Raw genomic sequence first — 19,404 nt, forward strand, 5'->3', positions numbered from 1 at the left:
CCCCCCACCGCGGCACACCTCCCGTTGCGTCGTGTCGCGCCGGCTACTTCGGCGCGTTGGAGAACTCCTGCCACCCCGCGCCCAGCGCTCTCAGCCACTCACCCCGCAGTCGGGCGGGCGGCGCCGATCCCGACAGTTCGTCTGCCTCGTTGTCGATGCGTTCCCTGAGAGCCGGCGCCACGACGTCCTCGGCTGCCTGGTACTGGTGAATGACCCAGTCTCCGGGATCACCGGCCCATCGGGCCTGCCGAGCCTCGGCGTAACACGCGGTGTGGCGATCGGCGACCAGCCGGTAGCAGGCGAGCAGCTCGACGGTGACCGAGTGACCGGGCTGGCACGCGACGAACCTGAACCCTCCCCACTCCGGATGCGTCGTCATGTCCAGCCCGGGGAGGCGGTCTCGCGTGACCCGTTGGATGGAGGCGTCGGTGGCGGCCCTGCGGACGATGCCGTTGTAGTACGTCGCGGTGGGAGTGCCTTTGCCGTAGACCCGCTCGATCGTCAGCCGCCACTGCTCGTCGGTGACTCCCTTGACCGCACCCAACACGGGAAGCATCTGCTCCGCCGAGGCAATGGCCGCGACGGCGCCCTTGCAGGTCGCGGGAAACGCAATGGGGGTGAAGCCGTTCGCAGCGACCGCCGCGGCACCCTCGCCCGGTCGGACGCTGGTGCGCGCGACTCCGGCTGGTGAGGTCGTCCGAGCACCGGAGTCAGTCGCTCCGGCATCTGGGCGGCGGCCGAGCGTGAACGCCGTAGCGAGTCCGGCCGCGATGGCAAGGACCGTGCCCGCCGCGAGGAGGCGCCGGTTCACTGGACCGACGAGGCTGCGGTGGCGGCGGGCATCTGCGAGGAAGTCACTGCTAAGGGACGGGGCAGGAGCGAAAGGGTGAYGCCTGGCCCCTTCTCCTCTGCCAGACTCCGGACCATGCACGAGGAGGCAGCACGAGGGACCCCGGACCTCACGCACGTCCTGCAGATGTGGGAGGACGACGAAGCTTCCCGGGCCCTCGGCATGGAGGCGACCGTCATCGAGGTCGACCACGCGGTGGTGCGCATGACGGTCACCGCCGAGATGGTCAACGGTCACGACATCGCCCACGGGGGATACCTGTTCACCCTCGCCGACTCGACGTTCGCGCTGGCGTGCAACAGCCGCGGTGCGTTGACCGTGGCGGCGGGGGCGGACATCACCTTCGTCACCTCCGCCCGCCTGGGCGAGGTCCTCGTCGCGGACGGCCGAGTGCGGACGGCCTACGGACGCAGCGGGATCACCGACGTCACGGTGACGCGCGAGTCCGACGGTGCCGTGGTCGCGGAGTTCCGCGGACGCTCGCGCGCGCTGCGGTCCGCGTTCCCGCCCCCGGACCCGCTCCCGGAGGGACAGCCCTAGCCACACGCCGGTATGCCGCCCACGTGGTGGCGGCGCGCGCTGGGAACCCGCCGCGCGGCATACGGTAGGTCCATGCGCGTCCTCGTCACCGGCGGTGCCGGCTACATCGGATCCCACACCGTCGTCCAGCTCGTGGCGGCAGGCCACGAAGTCGTCGTCGTCGACAACTTCTCCAACGCCAAGCCCACCGTGGTGGGGCGGCTGGAGTCGTTGACCGGAGCGCACCTGGAGGTGCACGCCTTCGACCTGACCGACCGCGACAAGATCGAGTCGCTCTTCGCCGCGCGGCAGTTCGACGCGGTGATCCACTTCGCCGGGCTCAAGGCGGTGGGCGAGAGCGTGGACGTGCCGCTGGAGTACTACCAGAACAACCTCGACTCGACCTTCGCCCTGGTGCGCGCGATGCATCGGCACGGCTGCCACCGCCTGGTGTTCTCCTCCTCCGCCACCGTCTACGGCGACAACGCCCCGGTGCCGATGAAGGAGGAGTACCCGACCTCGGCGACCAACCCCTACGGCTGGACCAAGGTGATGATCGAGCAGGTGCTGCGCGACGTCGCCGTCACGGACGAGCGGTGGCGGATCGCGTTGCTGCGCTACTTCAACCCGGTCGGCGCCCACGTGTCGGGGACCATCGGCGAGGACCCGCAGGGCATCCCCAACAACCTGATGCCGTTCATCGCGCAGGTCGCCGTCGGCAAGCTGGCGAAGCTCAACGTCTTCGGTGGCGACTACGACACCCCGGACGGGACGGCCCTGCGCGACTACATCCACGTCGAGGACCTCGCCGCCGGTCACCTCGCGGCACTGACCAAGCTCGGCAGCACCGACGAGCGGGTCTCGACCTGGAACCTCGGCACCGGTCACGGGACGTCGGTGCTCGAGGTGCTGCGCGCCTTCGAGAAGGCCTGCGGTCACGAGCTCCCCTACGAGGTCGTCGAACGGCGGGCCGGCGACATCGCCGCCTCCTACGCCGACCCGTCCCGCGCCGAGCGCGAGCTCGGGTGGAAGGCCACCCGCACCATCGAGGACATGTGCGCCGACCAGTGGCGGTGGCAGCGCGGCAACCCGCTGGGTTACCCCGACTGACCAGCGAAGGCGCCGCGGTGCCTGAGCAGCTCTGGCCCCCCCTCGCGCAGCTCGTCGACCGACGAGACGCCGAGCAGCATCATGGTGCGGGTCATCTCCTCGCTGAGGAGTCGCAGGACGTGGGCCACTCCCGCGTGCCCGGCCACGGCCAACCCGTAGAGGTAGGGGCGGCCGATCGAGCACGCGGTGGCGCCCAGCGCGATCGCCTTGACGATGTCGGACCCGCGCCGGATGCCCCCGTCGACGATGATCTCGACCCGGCCGGCGGTCGCCTCCACGATCTCCGGGAGGACGTCGAGGGGCGAGGCCATGTGGTCGAGCTGTCGTCCGCCGTGGTTGCTGACCTGGATCGCGTCGATGCCGAGGTCGGCGGCGTGGACCGCATCGGCTGAGTTCACGCAGCCCTTGAGGACGATGGGACCCGCCCAGCGGGACCGGAGGTCGGCGATGTCGGTCCAGTCCGTGGGTTCGTAGCTGCCGGTGAGAAGGGTGCGCCACATCGACGGCGAGCTGGCCAGCGGACCCTTCGGAATCGTGGCGTCAAGGTTCGGGAAGGCGATCGCGTCCTGCCGCAGGAAGCCCAGGCTCCATGCCGGGTGCAGGGCGCCCTCCACGAGCGTCTTCGGCTTGATGGAAGGGGGTGCCGTGAAGCCGTTGCGGTAGTCGCGTTCGCGGTGCCCGATGGCCCGGCAGTCCACATTGACGAGCAGGGCCTCGTAGCCTGCCCGCGAGACCCGGTCCAGAAGGGCCTGGAGGGCGACCTTGTCGGTCGAGGGCTCGAGGTTGAACCACCGCCGCAGGTCCGGGGCCGCCGCACTGACCGACTCCATCGCGGTGGTGCTGAGGTGGGCCAGGCCAAAGGGGATTCCCGCGTCGCGGGCGGCGCGGGCGGCCCCGATCTCGCCGTCGGGATGGAAGAGCCGGGTGCCGCCCGTCGGGGAGAGGGTGAGGGGCAGGGCGACCGGGCGACCGAGGAGGCGTGAGCCCAGGTCGAGGTCCGCCACCGAGCCCCAGCGGGGCAGGAACGTCCAGTCGTCGAACGAGGCGCGGTTGCGCCGCAGCGACACCTCGTCCTCAGCGCCACCCTCGAGGTAGTCGAAGACACTGCCGGGCAGGCGCCGGCGGGCAGAGCGCGCCATGTCCTCGACGCTGAAGTACCTGCGGGACAAGCGCTCTGACGGCGTGGTGGCTGGCCGCGGAACCGATGCCAGCGCCCTGATGTCACTGGGCCTCACCCTGCCTCCGTCCTGGCTGACCGGGATGCCTCCGTCCTCGGCGACCCTCGCCGAGCCCGGATGGGTCATATCGTGGCCTAGACCACGGCCGGACGGCATGGAGGAAAGACCAGAAGAACGGAAGTGCGCTGGTGATAACGTCCAAGAGTGGACGAGGGCACCCACGGGCCGGACCAGGCTGACGCGCAGGTCGTGCGGCTTGCTGATTTCCTCGAGCTCACGAACGCCGAGCTGGTGCATGCCAATCCCACGACGGACAGCCTCGATCACCTGGTCTCCGATGTGCTCATGTACGACGCGTTGGACGCTTGGAGCAACGTCGGCGACCGGATCATCGTGGCGGTGGGCATCGCGGTCGCCACCCCGGACTTCGACCAGCTGCTCCACCGGGCTGCCGAGAGCAACGCGGCCGGCGTCATCGTGAAGGCACACGGCGCATCGATCGAGCAGCTCCGGGAGGCAGGCGTCCGCCACGACCTCGCGGTGCTCGTCGCGCCGGACTCGGCCGACTGGTCGAGCCTCGCGAACGTCGCCCGGGCCTCCGTCAGGGGCGCCGCGGCCAACTCGGTCTCGGGGGCCCGACTCGGCGACCTCTATGCCTTCGCCAACACGATCGCCTCGATGACAGGAGCTGCCGCCAGCATCGTCGACCCCTTCGGGCAGATCGTCGGCTACTCCACCCTCCCGGGGCAGGAGATCGACGAGCTACGGCGGGCGACCACCCTCGCTCTCCAGGAGCCGACCCCACCGGCACAAGACCCCGACTACAAGGTCGTCTACGCCTCGACCCGAGCCGTCCACATCCCGCTGGACGAGGGTGGTTCCGACCGACTCGCCCTCGCGGTCCGGGCTGGCGGTGAGCTGCTGGGGTCGGTGTGGCTGATCGACCCGGGTGAGGCGGACCGTGCCGAAGCTCTCGCGGCACTGGACCGGATCGCTCCCTTGATCGGCCTGCACATGCTCCACGCCCGGTCCGCGTCCGACTTCGGCGAGCGGCGCAACGGCGACCTCCTGCGGACCCTCACGGAGGATCCCGATCACGCCGCCTTCGCAGCGGCCCAGCTGGGGCTCAGCCCCGGAGGCGGTCTTGCCGTCGCGGCCTTCGCGGTCGTCCGGCCGCAGCCGGCACGGTTGGACCTGGCGCGGGAGACACACCGCCTCCTCCACCTGGTCTCCACCGTCTGCGACGTCTACGTCCACCAGAGCACCACCGCGCTGATCGACTCGACCGTGTATGCCGTGCTGACCGGCTCGGGGGAGGGTGCCCGCACCATGCACCGTCGCATCCTGCAGGAGGTCGCGTCCCACTCCCACACCATCAGCTCGTTTCCGATGGTCGCGGCAGTGGGGAGCGTCTCGACCTCGGTCGATGCCCTACCAACATCGAGGAGGGAGGCGATGGACACCCTGGCCTACCTGTGGCGGCGGGCGTCGGCGACCTCCGGCGCTCGGGGCACGGGCCCGGTCGGGTCGGTAGCGCTGTTCGAGGACCACCGCATCCCGCTGAACATCCTGAAGATCCACGGGTTCATCGCCGACAATGCACTCGGCGAGGGCGATGCGGTCGCGACCATCAGCGCGCACGACCGCGAGCGCCAGACGGACTACCTCCAGACCTTGCGGGCCTACTCCGCGACCAATGGCAACGTCTCCGCGATGGCGGCCCTTCTCCACGTCCACAAGAACACCGTCCGCTACCGCCTGGCCCGCCTCGTCGACGAGTTCCGCATCGACCTCGAGGACCCCCACGTCCGGCTCTGGCTCGCCCTGCGAGTGGCCAGCAACGAACTGGCGGACGCCGTCGACAGCGCGGACTGACCCACGGTGTCGCACCGTCAGACCACGACAGTGCGGGGCGAAATGTCTTCGATGTACTGAACAACCCCTGGCTCCTTGGCGCTGAGGACAACCGCCTCCAAGGATTTCTGTACGAGCGCCCAAGGTGGGCAGCGGGGCGCGATGTCAGCCTCTTCGTGCACCGATTTTTTGTGCGGCGATCGACGGCAGCAGGCAACAGGTGGCTCGACCACGCAGGGCTGTTGACCAGTCACTCCCGGCCCGGCTCAGTCAGGGTCCGCGAGCCGCGACCCACCTGACCGACCACCTGGAGCCACCCCGCCATGCCCGCCTACGCACCCCCTTGCGCCGATGCCCCTTCTCGCCCGGAGGCCCCTTCTCACCCGCCGGCGCAGCCCCTTCCCTCCGATGCGCCCCTACTGTCCGCCGCCCGCCACGGTGACACCAGAGCCGTTGCCGAGCTGTACTCCCGCCACCAGGCGGCCCTGACCCGGATCGCTCGGCGCCGCGCCTTCCCCGACTACTCCGCACAGGACCTGGTCTCCGAAGCCTTCGCCAAGATGCTCGAAGCGCTGGCGAACGGCCACGGACCCGACGACAACGCAATGGCCTACCTGGCCGTGACCGTCCGCAACCTGTCCGCCGCGCACACCCGGCGGCGCAGCCACCGCTACGCGCCCGCGGTCGCTGCGGACGAGACGCTGCTCGCGGTTCCCGACCCGCGTCCGGGAGTGGAGCACGATGTCCTGACCCAGGAGCTGCACGACGAGCTGCGCACGGCTCTCCACGCCCTGCCTCCGCGCTGGCGTGAGGTGCTGCTGCTCACCCACGTGCAGGAGCTCAGCGTCGCCGAGGCCGCGAGCATGCTCGGCACGACGCCTACAGGCTTGAGGGCGCTCTCATATCGCGCACGCCAGGCACTGCGTGTCGCCTATGCGGCCCGCACGCAGACGCACCTGCCCGCGGACGTCGGCTGACGGACGTCGGGCGAGTCGCAACCGGCCCAGGTCGATGTCGTTGAATGGACGCATGGCACAGCAGCGGGCAGCCCAGCGTCCCTACCGAGTCACCGTCGTCTGCACCGGCAACATCTGCCGCTCCCCGATGGGCGAGTTCGTGCTGCGCGAGCGGTTCGAGGAGGCCGGCCTCGGGGACGCCGTCGTCGTCGACTCGGCAGGCACGCACTCGTGGGAGGTGGGGAGTCCCGCCGACCCGCGGACCCTGTCGGTGCTCGCGCGCAACGGCCACGACGACTTCGGAGGACGAGACCACGTCGCTCGCAGGTTCGAGGCTTCCTGGCTGTCGGAGGTGGACCTCGTCCTGGCCGCGGACGCCGGGCACCTGCGCGAGCTGACCAGGCTGGCCCGTACCGGGGAGCAGCGAGCCAAGATCAGGCTGTTCCGCTCGTTCGACCCGGAGGCCGAGCGCGCCGGAGCGCTCGACATGGACGACCCCTGGTACGGCGACGACTCCTCGTTCGACCAGACCTACGCCGAGGTGGTGGCTGCCGCGGACGGTGTGGTGGAGTACGTCGCCCGCGAGCTCGCTCGGAATAGTTGAATATCGAACTAGTGTTGACCGGGCGTGACGACGACCAGCACTCCCTTCACCCTCCGGCTCGACTGGGCTCGCGGCCTGTTCGACCGCGGTGACTTCAGCGCCGCCGCCGGTGCCCTGCGCGAGCTCGTCGATGAGGCCGGCAGCACCGAGCCCATGCACGGGACGGCGGACCTGCGAATCCTGCTGGCCCGCGCCTACTTCGGGTCGGCCCAGCTGGGGCGCGCCGAGACGGTGCTGCGCCGACTCGTCGAGGAGGCGCCTGACGACGGTTACGTGCACCTGCTGCTCGGCCGCACGCTGCAGCGCCAGGCCCGGCACGACGACGCCCGCGCGCACCTCGCCCTGGCCGAGGTCCTGGGCGACTACGAGCGACCGGCCGCCTACGGTGAGCCCATCACCGGGCCGACCAGCTGAGGAACGCGATGAYCGACTACGGGCACGACCTCCAGTTCGGGATCTTCCCGACTCCCGACGCTGACGCCGCCGACCTCGTCCTCGCGATGAGTGAGGCGGCGGACGTCGCCGGACTCGACCTGGTCACCATCCAGGACCACCCCTACCAGGCCAAGCACCTCGACGCCTGGACGCTGCTGTCGGTCATCGCCGCCCGCACCACCTCGGTGCGCGTCGCCCTCAACGTCGCCAACCTGCCGCTGCGCCCACCGGTCGTGCTGGCCCGCAGCGTCGCGACGCTGGACCGGCTCAGCGGAGGGCGCGTCGAGCTGGGCCTCGGGACGGGTGCCTTCTGGGACGCCATCGTCGCCGCCGGAGGCACCCGCCTGACCCCCGGCGAGTCGGTCGAGGCCCTGACCGAGGCGATCGCCGTCATCCGGGAGGTCTGGGCCGGCGAAGGAGCACCTTCGGTGCGTGTCGAGGGGGAGCACCACCGGGTCGTGGGACTTCATCCCGGGCCGGCTCCTGCGCACCCGGTCGAGATCTGGCTGGGTGCCCTCAAGCCGCGGATGCTCCGCCTCACCGGCACCGTGGCAGATGGCTGGCTCCCGAGCATGGGGTATGCCGCGCCGTCGGCCCTGCGCGCCATGAACCAGACGATCGACGACGCCGCCCGCAAGGCCGGCCGGGACCCGGCTGCGATCCGCCGGCTCTACAACGTCAGTCGGAAGGCCTCGCCCGAGCTGCTGGCCGAGCTGGCGCTCGAGGAAGGCATGAGCACGTTCATCGCGCCGGTGTCCTCCCTGACGGACGTCCAGCGCTTCGCGACCGAGTTGGCACCAGCCACGCGCGAGCTCGTCGAGGCCGAACGCACCCGCCGCGCCACGGCGCCCACGGCCTTCAACCGACCGATCGAGGTGAGGGGGGACGCGGCGGCGACCACCCGGCATACCGAAGATGATGCAGCGCAACGGTCCTCGGGAGCCGGCGCCCACCTCGTCGAGGTGCACGACGGCCTGCGCGCCGAGCTCAGCCGGCTGCGCGACATCGTCGAGCAGGTGGTCGCCGGGGAGGAGCAGGCGCATCGCGCACGGAACGCGATCAACGAGCTGACGATGCGGCAGAACAACTGGACGCTCGGGGCCTACTGCGCGCAGTACTGCCGGTTCGTCACCGGGCACCACACGCTCGAGGACCGCTCGGTGTTCCCGCACCTGAGGCGTAGCGAGCCGGCCCTCACCCCCGTGCTCGACCGGCTCGAGGCCGAGCACCTGGTCATCCACGACGTGCTCGAGCAGCTGGACGACGTGCTCGTCGGACTGGTGTCCGGGGCTTCCGGGACGGCCGAGCTGCAACGCGTCGTGGACCGGCTGACCCAGACCCTGCTCGACCACCTCTCCTCCGAGGAGGACGAGCTGGTGCCGGCGCTGGACCGCCACGGGTTCGCCTGAGCAGACGAGCTCTCAGCCGGTCAGTCCCCGGTGCCGCTGGTCGACGCCGGCCGCGCCGTACGGGTAGTCGTCCATCTGGGGGGCGCTGACCGAGGACAGCCGCTCGATGTGTTCGCGGCTGAGCTCGAGGTCGGCCGCCGCGAGGTTGTCGCCGAGCTGCTCGACGGTCCGGGCGCCGAGGATCACCGAGGTGACGGCGGGCTGCGCGGCGACCCACGCGAGGGCGACCTGCGCGGAGCTCACGTCGAGCTCCGCGGCGACCTGACCGACCGCTTCGATGACGGCCCACGTGCGCTCCTGGGCGTTGCGCGGTCCCCACGCCTCCATGCCTCGCGTCGGGTCGTCGCCGAGCCGCGACTCCCCGGTCGGGGTCGTGTCGCGCTGGTACTTGCCGGTCAACCAGCCACCCGCGAGCGGTGACCACGGCAGCAGCCCCAGCCCTGCGTCCAGGCAGGCAGGGACGACCTCGTGCTCGATGTCGCGCACCAGCAGGTTGTACTGCGGCTGCAGGGTCACCGGGGCGGTCCACCCGTGCTCGCGGGCCGTGAACACGGCCTTGGTCACCTGCCAGCCGAGGTAGTTGGAGAACCCGTAGTAGGAGATCTTGCCTGCGCTGACCGCGTCGTCGAGGAACCGCAGGGTCTCCTCGATCGGGGTCAGCGCGTCCCAGGCGTGCATCTGGTAGAGGTCGATGTGCTCGACGTCGAGGCGCCGCAGCGAGTCGTCGAGCGCCTGGCGCAGGTGGCGGCGCGAGAGCCCCAGGTCGTTGGGTCCGCCACCCATGCCGAAGCGTCCCTTGGTGGCGACGACGAGGTTGCGCGCGTCCTCGGGGTGGGCCTTGAGCCAGCGGCCGATGATCGCCTCGGACTCGCCGTCCTCGGCGTAGACGTCGGCCGTGTCCACGAAGTTGCCACCCGCCTCGACGAACGCCTCCAGGATCGTGCCGGAGGTCGCCTCGTCCGCCTCCGCACCGAAGGTCATGGTGCCGAGGCACTGGGTGGAGACGACGGTGCCGCTGGGTCCGAGCGTGGTGAATCGCATGGTGTTCACGGTATGCCGCGTGGCGGGCACCCGCGCGGGCGCGTCAGCACGCGGCATACCGGTGTCCTGAGGTGGGTCCGCACTCTGGGAGACTGTGGGTCATGGCTTCGCTTGCTGACGCGACCCCTCCCATTGCGCTGGGCGCCCTCGACGGTCGCTACCGCGGTGTGGTGGCGGCCCTCGTCGACCACCTGTCCGAACCGGCGCTCAACCGGGAGCGGGTGCGGGTCGAGGTCGAGTGGCTGATCTTCCTCACCACGCACCAGGTCGTCCCCGGCGTCCGCGCGCTCACCGACGACGAGCAGCAGCGGCTGCGCCAGGTCGTCGAGGACTTCGGCGCCGACGAGATCGCCGAGCTCGCCCAGATCGAGAGCGAGACGCAGCACGACGTCAAGGCGGTCGAGTACTTCCTCAAGCGCCGCCTCACCGCCATTGCCCCCGGTGACGAGGACCGCGGTCTCGCCGAGCTGATCCACTTCTGCTGCACCAGCGAGGACATCAACAACCTGTCCTATGCGCTCATGGTCAAGGGGGCGGTCGGCGACGTCTGGCTGCCCCGCGCCACCGAGCTCGTCGAGTCGGTCGCGACCATGGCCTCCGACCTGCGCGACGTTCCGCTCCTCGCGCACACCCACGGACAGCCCGCCACGCCCACCACGATGGGCAAGGAGCTGGCGGTGCTGGCCCACCGGCTCGGGCGCCAGCTGCGGAGGATCGGGACTGCCGAGTTCCTCGGCAAGCTCAACGGCGCCACGGGCACCTACGGCGCCCACCTCGCGGCCGTGCCCGACGCCGACTGGCCGACGCTGAGCCGTGAGTTCGTCGAATCCCTTGGGCTGCAGTGGAATCCGCTCACCACCCAGATCGAGTCACACGACTGGCAGGCCGAGCTCTACGCCGACATCGCCCGGTTCAACCGGATCCTGCACAACCTGTGCACCGACGTCTGGACCTACATCTCGCTCGGCTACTTCGCGCAGGTCCGCGGCCAGGGCACCGTCGGGTCGAGCACCATGCCGCACAAGGTCAACCCGATCCGCTTCGAGAACGCCGAGGCCAACCTCGAAGTCAGCAACGCGTTGTTCGACGTGCTCTCGTCGACCCTGGTCAACAGCCGGCTGCAGCGCGACCTCACCGACTCCTCGATGCAGCGCAACATCGGCGTCGCGTTCGGGCACTCCCTTCTCGCCATCGACAACGCCGCGCGCGGGCTGGCCGGGCTCGATGCCGTCCCCGCCGCGATGGCCGCCGACCTCGACTCCAACTGGGAGGTCCTCGGCGAACCGATCCAGTCGGCCATGCGCGCGCTCGGCGCCCAGGGTGTCGCCGGCATGGAGAACCCCTACGAACGCCTCAAGGAGCTCACCCGGGGCCGTCGCATCACCGGCGACGACCTGCGCGAGTTCGTGGCCGGCCTCGGGCTGCCCGACGACGTCGCGAAGCGCCTCGCCGAGATGACCCCCCAGAGCTACATCGGCGCGGCTCCCGCGCTGGTCGACTACCTCGACTGACCCGTATGCCGCGTGGTCACCGCACGGTGACGGCACGGCATACCTCACTGCCCACGCGGGCACACCACTCGGAGGTGACGTGAAGGCTCTCGGTTGGCTCGTCCTGGCACTGGTTTTCGTCGACGAGGTGCTCGCTGCAGCGGCGGCCGCGGTCTGGGGCCACCACGCGGGTGGGCCGCCGCTGGCGATCGCGTGTCCGCTACTCGTGGTCGTGGCGTGGTGGACGTTCGCGTCACCCAAGGCGCCTCGGAGTGGCCCGGTCGTGCGCCCGGTGGCCAAGGTGCTGGTGTTCGGGCTGGCCGGTGCCGGACTGTGGGCAGCCGGCCATCACGGCTGGGCCGTGGCCTTCGTCGTGTTCTCGGCGGTGGTCAACGCGCTGGCCCAGCTGCCACAGGTGCAGGCGCTCGTCCCCGAGATCACGGACGGCAAGGCCGCCCGCGAGGGGACCGGGTCCTAGAGCGAGAGCAGCACGAAGGCCTCGATGGCCTCTGCCTTGCCCTTGAGCTCCAGGGACCCGAGCGGCTCGGTCCGTGCGCCGGGCAGCAGGTCACGGGTGGCGGCGCTGACCGCGACGCCCCCGACGGGTGCCTTGCCCTCGAGTCGGGAGGCGGTGTTGACCGCGTCGCCGATGACCGTGTGCGTCCGTCCTCCGCCGGCACCCAGCAGGCTGACCGAGACCTCGCCCGTGTTGACCCCTGCGCGGAAGCGGGGCCAGCCCGGGTGCTCGGCCGCCACCCTCGCGGTGGCTTCCTGCATCTCCAGGGCTGCCGCCGCCGCACGACGGGCGTGGTCGGGTTGGTCGCCCCGGCGGTTGAACGTGGCCATGATCGCGTCGCCGATGATCCGGTCGATGTCGCCGCCGTGTGCCCTGACGACCGGCGGGATGGCCACCTCGAAGTAGGTGTTCAGCATCGCCGTGACCTCCTGGGGCTCGTGCGTCTCGGAGAACGTCGTGAAGCCCTGGAGGTCGGCGAACAGGATGCTCATCACGCGTCTGCCCGAGGTCGTCTGGTCGAGGTACAGACCGGCGAACCGCTCCTCGTGCCACTGCCGCTGCGCCCCCCACGCCACGAGGGCGAAGGCGCCCAGCATCAGCACGTGCCACTCCCACCAGCTGAGCCGCCAGTTGGGGGCGAACACCAGCGCCACCATCGCCTCGGCGAGCAGCACGACCGCCGCCGCCACGGCCAGCGGCATCGTCCCCCGACGTCGGCGCCACAGTGCGAGGTAGTGCAGCGCGGTCCAGGCGTACAGGCCGATCGACACCACGGCGAGGGCGACGAGCGGTCCTGAGGCGCGCTCGGGCGCGGTGTGGGCGTCGAGCGGAGGCAGGCTCGCCAGCGAGGCGACCGCCCAGAGCACCATGACGCCGCTCAGGATCGCGCGCAGGGCCGTGGCCCGCACGATCACCCGCACCCCGGGCGGTCCGTCGAGGGGAGCCGTGGACCAGGCGGCGAACACCGAGGCGATGCCGAGCCCGACTGGCGTCGCCACCATGAACCCGGCGTTCGGATGGGTCACCAGGACCCCTGGCGTGGCGAGCGCGTGCAGACCGAGGAAACCTGCGGCAGCGAGGAAGCTCAGCGAGACCAACAGGACCCGTGCGTCGCCGCGACGCGTGGCGGCGACTCCTGTGCCATAGGCGACCATGGCGCTGAGGACGCCCGCGCCGAGGACCAGCCAGAAGTGCGACGGGTGGTGTTCCCAGGTCAGGTCCAGCGACGGTCGCCGACGCAGCAGCACCAACCCGCCCAGCGGGACGCACGCCGCCAGCACCCCCAGCAGGACGGTCATCCCGGGGGTGGGCGGGCGGTCCCGGCCCGACGTGGCTGTCACGGCCCGGCACCTGCGGCACGCGCCTGCGCGAGGTACTGGTGCAACTGGGACACGACGACCGAGCCCTCACCGACCGCGGACGCCACGCGCTTGACCGAGCCGTCACGGACGTCACCCACGGCGAAGAACCCCGGCAGGGTCGTCTCGTACGGCATGGGCGGTCGCTCGAGCGGCCACCCCTGAGGTCCCATCGCGTCGGTGCCGCACACCACGAACCCCTTGTTGCGGTGCACGCGCTCCGGCAGCCAGTCCGTGCGAGGCTCGGCGCCGATCATGACGAAGAGCCCGTCGGCATCGACGCGCTCCTCCTCGCCGGTCGAGCGGTCGCGAACCACGACGTGGTCGAGCCAGCCGTCGCCGCCACCCCCGGACACCTCGCTCTCGGTGTGCACGGTGATCGTGGAGTTCTGCTCGATCTCGCCGACGAGGTACTGCGACATCCCCTCCCCGAGAGACGCCGACCACACGACGAGGCGCACGTGCGCGGCATACCTGGCAAGGTGGAGCACCGCCTGCCCGGCCGAGTTCCCGCCACCCAGCACCACCACGCGCAGTCCGGTGAGGCCCTGGGCCTCCGAGACGCTCGCGCCGTAGTAGACGCCCGCCCCGCTGAGCGCCTCGAGCGGCTCGATGCCGAGGCGACGGTACGACACCCCGCTGGCCAGGACCACGGTGCTGGCATGCACCGCCCCCACCCCGCTGATCTCCACGTCGAATCCGCCGGCCGACTCCCGGACCTCCAGGACTTCTCGGGTCAGCAGGAAGTGCGCGCCGAACACCCAGGCCTGCTGGTAGCCGCGCTGGGCCAGCTCGGCCCCGCTGAGCCCTCGCGAGAAGCCCAGGTAGTTGCGGATGAGCGAGCTCGATCCGGCCTGGCCGCCCAGGGAGTCGCGCTCGACGACCAGGACGCGCAGGCCCTCGGAGGAGGCGTAGACGGAGGCCGCCAGTCCCGCCGGGCCGGCGCCGACCACGACGACGTCGAAGTCGCGGCTGTCGTCGTCCAGGGTCGTGCGGATGCCCCAGGCCTCGCACAGCTCGGCGTCCGTCGGGTCGAGCAGCACCGCGCCACCGATCGCCGGCATCCACACGACGACGGGTCCGGTGAGGTCCTCAGGGTCGCGGACCCCGACCTGCCGCAGCGCGGTGATCGCGCCCGGGGAGCCCCGCTCGAGGTAGGTGTGGGGGATGCCGTTCCGGGTGAGCAGGCTGCGTATACCGTGCCCCCGCGGCGCCCGCCGCTCGGCGACGACGACGACCTCACGCTCCGGGGAGACCACCGTGCGGGACCACTCGTGGACGAACTCGCCGATGGTGCGGCTGAACAGCTCGTCGTGGTCGGACCAGGGCTTGAGGACGTAGTAGTTGATGTCGCCGACGGACATCGCCCGCAGGATCGCGTCAGCCGTGGGGCGGTCCGACCAGGCGCCCCACCGCACGAGCAGGGCGCGCCGGGCATCCGGGTGCATGGTCCGCACCCGTCCGAGCAGCTCGGCGCCGGAGGTCTCCCCGAGCCACTGGTCGGCGAGGACGGCGACCACTGGTTCACCGCGGTCCCGGGCCGCCTCCAGCTGGACCGTCGCCTCCGGCGCGCCCAGCTCGCCGCGCACGCGGTACTCGGCCCCGAACCGGCGTTGCAGGTGTGCCTCAATGCGGGACAGCGACTCGGGGTCTGCATCGACGGCAAGCAGGAGTGGACGTGCCATGGCAGCTTCCAGCGGTCGGGGCCAGACGTCCCTCCACGCTAGGCGCGGCCCCGCTCCCCGGACTCGTCTCGATGACGTAGACGCCCGAGGGTCGTGCAGTCAGACGGTCAGACGGTCAGACGGTCAGACGGTCAGACGGTGACCTTGCCACTCGGGGTGTCGAAGGTGACCGCCAGCAGCCCGGGGGTGCCGTGCGGCGCGACGAAGGTGAAGTCGATGACCGAGGACGTCTGGTCCACCGGGAGGTCGAGCCAGTCCCGGACCCGCGCCGGGTCGCCGGCGATCTGCAGCCCGTCGATGGTGACGTGGGTGTGCGCCGCCGTGGAGGGGTGCAGGGACGGGTCGTCCCACTGGATGAAGAAGGGCAGCTGCGGGTCGGAGATCAGGCCCTTGACGCCGAGCTGGCGCCAGCGGAGCTCGACCCCGTCGGGGCGGTGCCGGTTGCCGACCACGGCCTCACGGCCGATGCGCGCCTCATAGGGTGCGAGGTCGTCCACCGCGACGACCCACCCGAGCCAGCCCCCGCCGGCCTCGGAACGGGCGCGGACGGCCTGCCCGAAGGGCGCCTTGTCCGATGCCGGGTGGTCCAGGACTTCGACGATCTCGACGTAACGCTCGTGCGCCAGCGGGAGGATCACGTTGCGCGTACCGAACCGCGGGTGGATTCCCCCATCGACCGGGTCGACCCCGATCAGCTTGGCGAGGCGTTCCGCGGTCGCCTGCAGTCCGTCGTGCTCTGCTGCATACGAAACGTGGTCAACTCGCATACCCGACATCGTGACATACGTCAGGGAGTGCTCCTGACACGGGTGTGCTCAGTGGGATGAGGGGGGCCGCGAGGCGCCGCGCTGCCGCACGGCTTCGTAGATGACGATGGCGGCGGAGGTCGCGACGTTGAGCGAGTTCGCCTTGCCCACCATCGGGATCCGGACCTTGTATGCCGCGTGGTCGAGCACCTCGTCGGTCAGTCCGTACTTCTCGGCACCGACGGCGATGGCCACCGGCCCGGTGTAGTCGACCTCGGTGTGGAGCACGTCCGTGTCCGGGGTCGTGGCAACCAGGGCGATGCCCTGGGCGTCGAGCCAGGCCAGGGTGTCCGCAGTGGAGTCGCTGGCAACAGGGACGCTGAACACGGTGCCCTTGGAGGCGCGCACGAGGTTGGGGTTGCCCCAGTCGGTCACCGGGTCGGCCGCGACGACGGCCTCGGCGCCGGCGGCATCGGCTGTGCGCAACATCGCGCCCAGGTTGCCCGGCTTCTCGACCCCCTGGCACAACACCGTCAGGGCAGTCGGACCCACGGCCAGCTCGGCGCAACGGCGCACGACCGACGGGACCACCGCGATGAAGCCGTCAGGACCCTCGCGGTAGGCCGCCCGCTCGAACGCCGTCCGCGACACCTGGACCGTCTCGACCCCGTCGCGCCGCACCTCGTCGACGACCCGGGTCTGGCTTGCCTCGTCGAGCATGAGCTCGGGGCAGTAGTAGAGCGCCTCGGGCCGCACGCCTGCGCTGAGGGCGAGGGTCAGCTCCTCGTACCCCTCGATGAGGGTCTGGCCGGCTTCCTCGCGCGTGCGGCGGCGTCGGAGTCCGGCAAGCGACTTCAGGCGCGGGTTCGACGGCGAGGTGATGATCAGGTCAGCCATGGCGGCCCCAGTCTGTCAGTCGAAAGCAGTGTGTCAGTCAAACCGACCCCGGTCAGGCAGACTGTGCGCCATGAGCCAGCCCACGGTCACCGAGCACTTCTCCCTCCGCCAGAAGATCACGATGATGGTCAACCGCTACGAGATCCGGTCGGTGGACGCCGCCGGGGTCGAGGGGCCGGTCATCGCGATCGCCCAGCAGAAGCGGATGGCGTTCAAGGAGCAGGTGACGTTCTACGCCGACGAGGCCCGCACCCAGCCGGTGTTCTCGTTCAAGGCCCGCACGCGGATGGACCTCGGCGCGACCTACGACGTGTTCGACGCCTCCGGGGCCGCGATCGGGTGGTTCCGCAAGGACTTCGGCAAATCGTTGCTGCGTTCGTCGTGGCACCTCGGCACGCCCGACGGTCTGCAGGCGTTCGGGACCGAGCGCAACCAGAACATCGCGATCCTGCGCCGCGTGTGGGACCTGCTCCCCGTGGTGGGCGAGATCCCGCTGCCCTTCATCTTCCACTTCGACTTCACGGCGCCCGACGGAAGCGTCGTGCTGTCCTCGGAGCGCAAGCGCTCGCTGCGCGACCGCTACGACATCCGCATGCCCCAGGCCAGCAACGGCTGGCAGCTCGACTGGCGCGTGGGCCTGGGCATGGCCGTCGCGCTCGACGCGCTCCAGTCCCGCTGAGCCGGGGCCGCTGAGCCGGGTCGACGACTACAGCAGGGAACGCAGGACGGGCACCAGCCCGTCGTCGTCGACGTCGAGGGTGACCTCGTCGGCGATCGCCTTGACCTCGTCGGGGGCGTTGCCCATCGCCACCCCACGGGCGGCCCAGTGCAGCATCTCGACGTCGTTGCGCTGGTCCCCGATGGCGACGGTATGCCGCGGCTCGACTTCCAGCCGCCGGCGCAGGAGCTCGAGGGCGGAGCCCTTGGAGACGCCTTCGGGGTTGAGGTCGAGCCAGGCACTGAACCCCACGGCGTAGTTCACGCCGTGCAGGCCGATGCGTTCGGTGAGGGCCAGGAAGTCCTCGGCGGTGCCGCCAGGTGCCCGGAAGGTCACGCGCGTGACGGGTTCGGCGACCAGCTCCTCCCACTCCACGACCCGCAGCTCGCCCTGGAGCTCACCGTCCGGGAACGGTGCGCTCAGCTTGAACCCGAGGCCGAGCTCCTCGACCGCCACGACCGCCCCAGGCCACTCGTGGCGCAGGAGGTTCAGCGCTGGCGCCGGGTCGAAGGTGACGGCCTCGATGATGCGGAAACCGTTGTCCGCCAACGGATCCAACTCGAGGGTGACCGCGCCATTGGAGCACACGGCATACCCGCTGTCGATCCCGAGCTCGGCGAGGATCGTCGTCGTGGCCACGATCGAACGCCCGGTGGCGACGATGACGTGGTGCCCGGCCGCCACCACGGCGTGCACGGCCACGCGCACGTCGGGTGAGAGCTCACCGGCGTGGTTGATCGTCGTGCCGTCGAGATCGAGGGCGATGAGGTGGGGAACGAAGGGGGGAACGCTCGCCTGGTGGGCATCGGTCATGCGGGGCAGCCTACGGAAGGCGGACGTGCTGCGGCCCGAGGTCCGCGATCCGGCGAGCGCCCAACAAGGCCATCGTGCGTCGCACCTCGGTGGCGAGGATCTGCGCGGCACGCTCGACACCGGCTTCGCCACCAGCCATCAGGCCGTAGAGGTACGCGCGACCGACCAGGACGCTGCTCGCGCCGAGTGCCACGGCGGCGACGACGTCGGAGCCGGACATGACCCCGGTGTCGACCATCACCTCGGGGCCGTCACCCAGCGCCTCGCGCACGTCCGGGAGCAGCCGCACCGGCACCGGCGCCTTGTCGAGCTGGCGACCGCCGTGGTTCGACAGCACGATCGCGTCGGCGCCGGCGTCGAACATGCGGCGGGCGTCGTCGACGGTCTGGATCCCCTTGACGATGAGCGGGCCGTCCCACGTCGACCTCACCCAGTCGAGGTCCTTGACGGTCATGGTCGGGTCGAAGAGCGCGTTCATCATCTCGGCGACGGTGCCGTCCCAGCGGTCGAGGCTCGCGAACCGCAGGGGCTCGGTGGTGAGGAAGTTGACCCACCAGTTGGGGTGCATGGCGCCGTCGAGGACGGTCCTTGCGGACAGCGCCGGCGGGATGTTGAAGCCGTTGCGCACATCGCGCAGCCGCACACCCGCGACCGGCACGTCGACCGTGAGGATGAGCGCCTCGAAGCCGGCCGCCTTCGCCCGGGCCATCAGGTCCTCGGCAGGGGCGTGGTCGCGCCAGACGTAGAGCTGGAACCACTTGCGCGCGCCCGGCGCGGCCTGCGCCACGCCCTCGACGTCGGTCGTGCCCAGGGTGGAGAGGCCATAGGGGATGCCGAGTCGCTCGGCCACACGGACCACGGCCCGCTCGCCCTCGTGCTGCATCATCCGCGTGAACCCTGTCGGGCCGAAGCCGAACGGCAGGGCCGACGGTGTGCCGAGGACGGTGGTGGTCGTGTCGATGTCACCGACATCGCGCAGCACCGACGGCTGGAAGGTCAGGTCGCGGAACGTCGCCCGGGCCCGCTGCAGGCTGAGCTCCCCCTCGGCGGCACCGTCGGTGTAGTCGAACACCGATCGTGGCGTGCGTCGTCTCGCCACCTCGCGGAGGTCCGCGATCGTCAGGGCTGACGCGAGCCGGCGCTTCTTGGCGTTGAGCTCGACAGGCTTGGGACGCAGCAGCGGCTTGAGCTCGCTCCACCTCGGCAGCTGTCGATCGCTCACCT

At 70.8% G+C, this 19,404-nt stretch carries 19 protein-coding genes; 10 read left to right on the forward strand and 9 right to left on the reverse strand.

Features of this window, described 5'->3' with window-relative positions; translation table 11 throughout:
• Window positions 1-43: 43 nt before the first annotated feature.
• Complete coding sequence (locus AC1DVZ_RS16340; RefSeq protein WP_477619264.1) at window positions 44-811, reverse strand: hypothetical protein; 768 nt, start codon at window positions 809-811, stop codon at window positions 44-46.
• 114 nt (window positions 812-925) lie between these two features.
• Between AC1DVZ_RS16340 and paaI the strand changes: the two genes are divergently transcribed.
• Together paaI and galE are read left to right on the forward strand one after the other, a co-directional pair.
• Window positions 926-1,390, forward strand: a complete 465-nt coding sequence (gene paaI, locus AC1DVZ_RS16345; protein ID WP_477619265.1) for a hydroxyphenylacetyl-CoA thioesterase PaaI — start codon at window positions 926-928, stop codon at window positions 1,388-1,390.
• Window positions 1,391-1,462: 72 nt separating this feature from the next.
• Entirely contained in the window at window positions 1,463-2,479 is a 1,017-nt protein-coding gene (gene galE / locus AC1DVZ_RS16350; protein ID WP_477619266.1) for a UDP-glucose 4-epimerase GalE, read from the forward strand.
• On the opposite strand, the gene AC1DVZ_RS16355 is transcribed toward galE, so the two are convergent.
• The gene (locus AC1DVZ_RS16355) at window positions 2,467-3,618 is read right to left on the reverse strand and encodes an alpha-hydroxy acid oxidase (protein ID WP_477619267.1); all 1,152 of its coding nucleotides are present in this window, start codon (window positions 3,616-3,618) and stop codon (window positions 2,467-2,469) included. The genes galE and AC1DVZ_RS16355 overlap by 13 nt on opposite strands.
• 243 nt (window positions 3,619-3,861) lie before the next feature.
• On the opposite strand from AC1DVZ_RS16355, the gene AC1DVZ_RS16360 reads away from it, so the two are divergent.
• From AC1DVZ_RS16360 to AC1DVZ_RS16380, 5 genes are all read left to right on the forward strand, one after another.
• Window positions 3,862-5,532 carry a PucR family transcriptional regulator gene (locus tag AC1DVZ_RS16360; protein ID WP_477619268.1) on the forward strand — a complete coding sequence of 557 codons (1,671 nt, stop codon included), beginning with the start codon at window positions 3,862-3,864 and terminating at the stop codon, window positions 5,530-5,532.
• A 302-nt stretch (window positions 5,533-5,834) separates the two neighbouring features.
• On the forward strand, window positions 5,835-6,488 hold the full coding sequence (locus AC1DVZ_RS16365; protein ID WP_477619269.1) for an RNA polymerase sigma factor: 654 nt from the start codon (window positions 5,835-5,837) through the stop codon (window positions 6,486-6,488).
• Window positions 6,489-6,540: 52 nt separating this feature from the next.
• Window positions 6,541-7,071, forward strand: a complete 531-nt coding sequence (locus AC1DVZ_RS16370) for a low molecular weight protein-tyrosine-phosphatase (protein WP_477619270.1) — start codon at window positions 6,541-6,543, stop codon at window positions 7,069-7,071.
• Window positions 7,072-7,095: 24 nt separating this feature from the next.
• A complete protein-coding gene (locus AC1DVZ_RS16375) occupies window positions 7,096-7,485 on the forward strand; it encodes a tetratricopeptide repeat protein (RefSeq protein WP_477619271.1) in 390 nt (129 codons plus the stop codon).
• 8 nt (window positions 7,486-7,493) lie between these two features.
• Complete coding sequence (locus AC1DVZ_RS16380; protein WP_477619272.1) at window positions 7,494-8,915, forward strand: LLM class flavin-dependent oxidoreductase; 1,422 nt, start codon at window positions 7,494-7,496, stop codon at window positions 8,913-8,915.
• A 12-nt stretch (window positions 8,916-8,927) separates the two neighbouring features.
• Here AC1DVZ_RS16380 and AC1DVZ_RS16385 read toward each other — a convergent pair whose 3' ends face one another.
• Complete coding sequence (locus tag AC1DVZ_RS16385; protein ID WP_477619273.1) at window positions 8,928-9,956, reverse strand: aldo/keto reductase; 1,029 nt, start codon at window positions 9,954-9,956, stop codon at window positions 8,928-8,930.
• A 101-nt stretch (window positions 9,957-10,057) separates the two neighbouring features.
• Here AC1DVZ_RS16385 and purB point away from each other — a divergent pair, with 101 nt between their 5' ends.
• Window positions 10,058-11,467 carry an adenylosuccinate lyase gene (gene purB, locus AC1DVZ_RS16390; RefSeq protein WP_477619274.1) on the forward strand — a complete coding sequence of 470 codons (1,410 nt, stop codon included), beginning with the start codon at window positions 10,058-10,060 and terminating at the stop codon, window positions 11,465-11,467.
• Between the two features lie 79 nt (window positions 11,468-11,546).
• Window positions 11,547-11,924, forward strand: coding sequence for a YrdB family protein (locus AC1DVZ_RS16395; RefSeq protein WP_477619275.1), 378 nt, complete (start codon window positions 11,547-11,549; stop codon window positions 11,922-11,924).
• Here AC1DVZ_RS16395 and AC1DVZ_RS16400 read toward each other — a convergent pair.
• The 4 genes from AC1DVZ_RS16400 to AC1DVZ_RS16415 all read right to left on the reverse strand — a co-directional run bounded on the left by AC1DVZ_RS16400 (window position 11,921) and on the right by AC1DVZ_RS16415 (window position 16,649).
• Entirely contained in the window at window positions 11,921-13,303 is a 1,383-nt protein-coding gene (locus AC1DVZ_RS16400) for an adenylate/guanylate cyclase domain-containing protein (RefSeq protein ID WP_477619276.1), read from the reverse strand. The genes AC1DVZ_RS16395 and AC1DVZ_RS16400 overlap by 4 nt on opposite strands.
• Window positions 13,300-15,006 carry an NAD(P)/FAD-dependent oxidoreductase gene (locus tag AC1DVZ_RS16405; RefSeq protein ID WP_477619277.1) on the reverse strand — a complete coding sequence of 569 codons (1,707 nt, stop codon included), beginning with the start codon at window positions 15,004-15,006 and terminating at the stop codon, window positions 13,300-13,302. The genes AC1DVZ_RS16400 and AC1DVZ_RS16405 overlap by 4 nt, the downstream gene beginning before the upstream one ends.
• A 131-nt stretch (window positions 15,007-15,137) precedes the next feature.
• Entirely contained in the window at window positions 15,138-15,773 is a 636-nt protein-coding gene (locus AC1DVZ_RS16410; RefSeq protein ID WP_477619278.1) for a VOC family protein, read from the reverse strand.
• 48 nt (window positions 15,774-15,821) lie between these two features.
• Complete coding sequence (locus AC1DVZ_RS16415; protein ID WP_477619279.1) at window positions 15,822-16,649, reverse strand: TrmH family RNA methyltransferase; 828 nt, start codon at window positions 16,647-16,649, stop codon at window positions 15,822-15,824.
• Between the two features lie 70 nt (window positions 16,650-16,719).
• Here AC1DVZ_RS16415 and AC1DVZ_RS16420 point away from each other — a divergent pair, with 70 nt between their 5' ends.
• Complete coding sequence (locus tag AC1DVZ_RS16420; RefSeq protein WP_477619280.1) at window positions 16,720-17,328, forward strand: LURP-one-related family protein; 609 nt, start codon at window positions 16,720-16,722, stop codon at window positions 17,326-17,328.
• A 27-nt stretch (window positions 17,329-17,355) separates the two neighbouring features.
• On the opposite strand, the gene AC1DVZ_RS16425 is transcribed toward AC1DVZ_RS16420, so the two are convergent.
• Together AC1DVZ_RS16425 and AC1DVZ_RS16430 are read right to left on the reverse strand one after the other, a co-directional pair.
• Complete coding sequence (locus AC1DVZ_RS16425; protein WP_477619281.1) at window positions 17,356-18,180, reverse strand: HAD family hydrolase; 825 nt, start codon at window positions 18,178-18,180, stop codon at window positions 17,356-17,358.
• A 10-nt stretch (window positions 18,181-18,190) separates the two neighbouring features.
• The gene (locus tag AC1DVZ_RS16430) at window positions 18,191-19,402 is read right to left on the reverse strand and encodes an alpha-hydroxy acid oxidase (RefSeq protein WP_477619282.1); all 1,212 of its coding nucleotides are present in this window, start codon (window positions 19,400-19,402) and stop codon (window positions 18,191-18,193) included.
• Window positions 19,403-19,404 lie beyond the last annotated feature (2 nt).

It is taken from the genome of Pedococcus sp. P2_E5 (assembly GCF_056403895.1).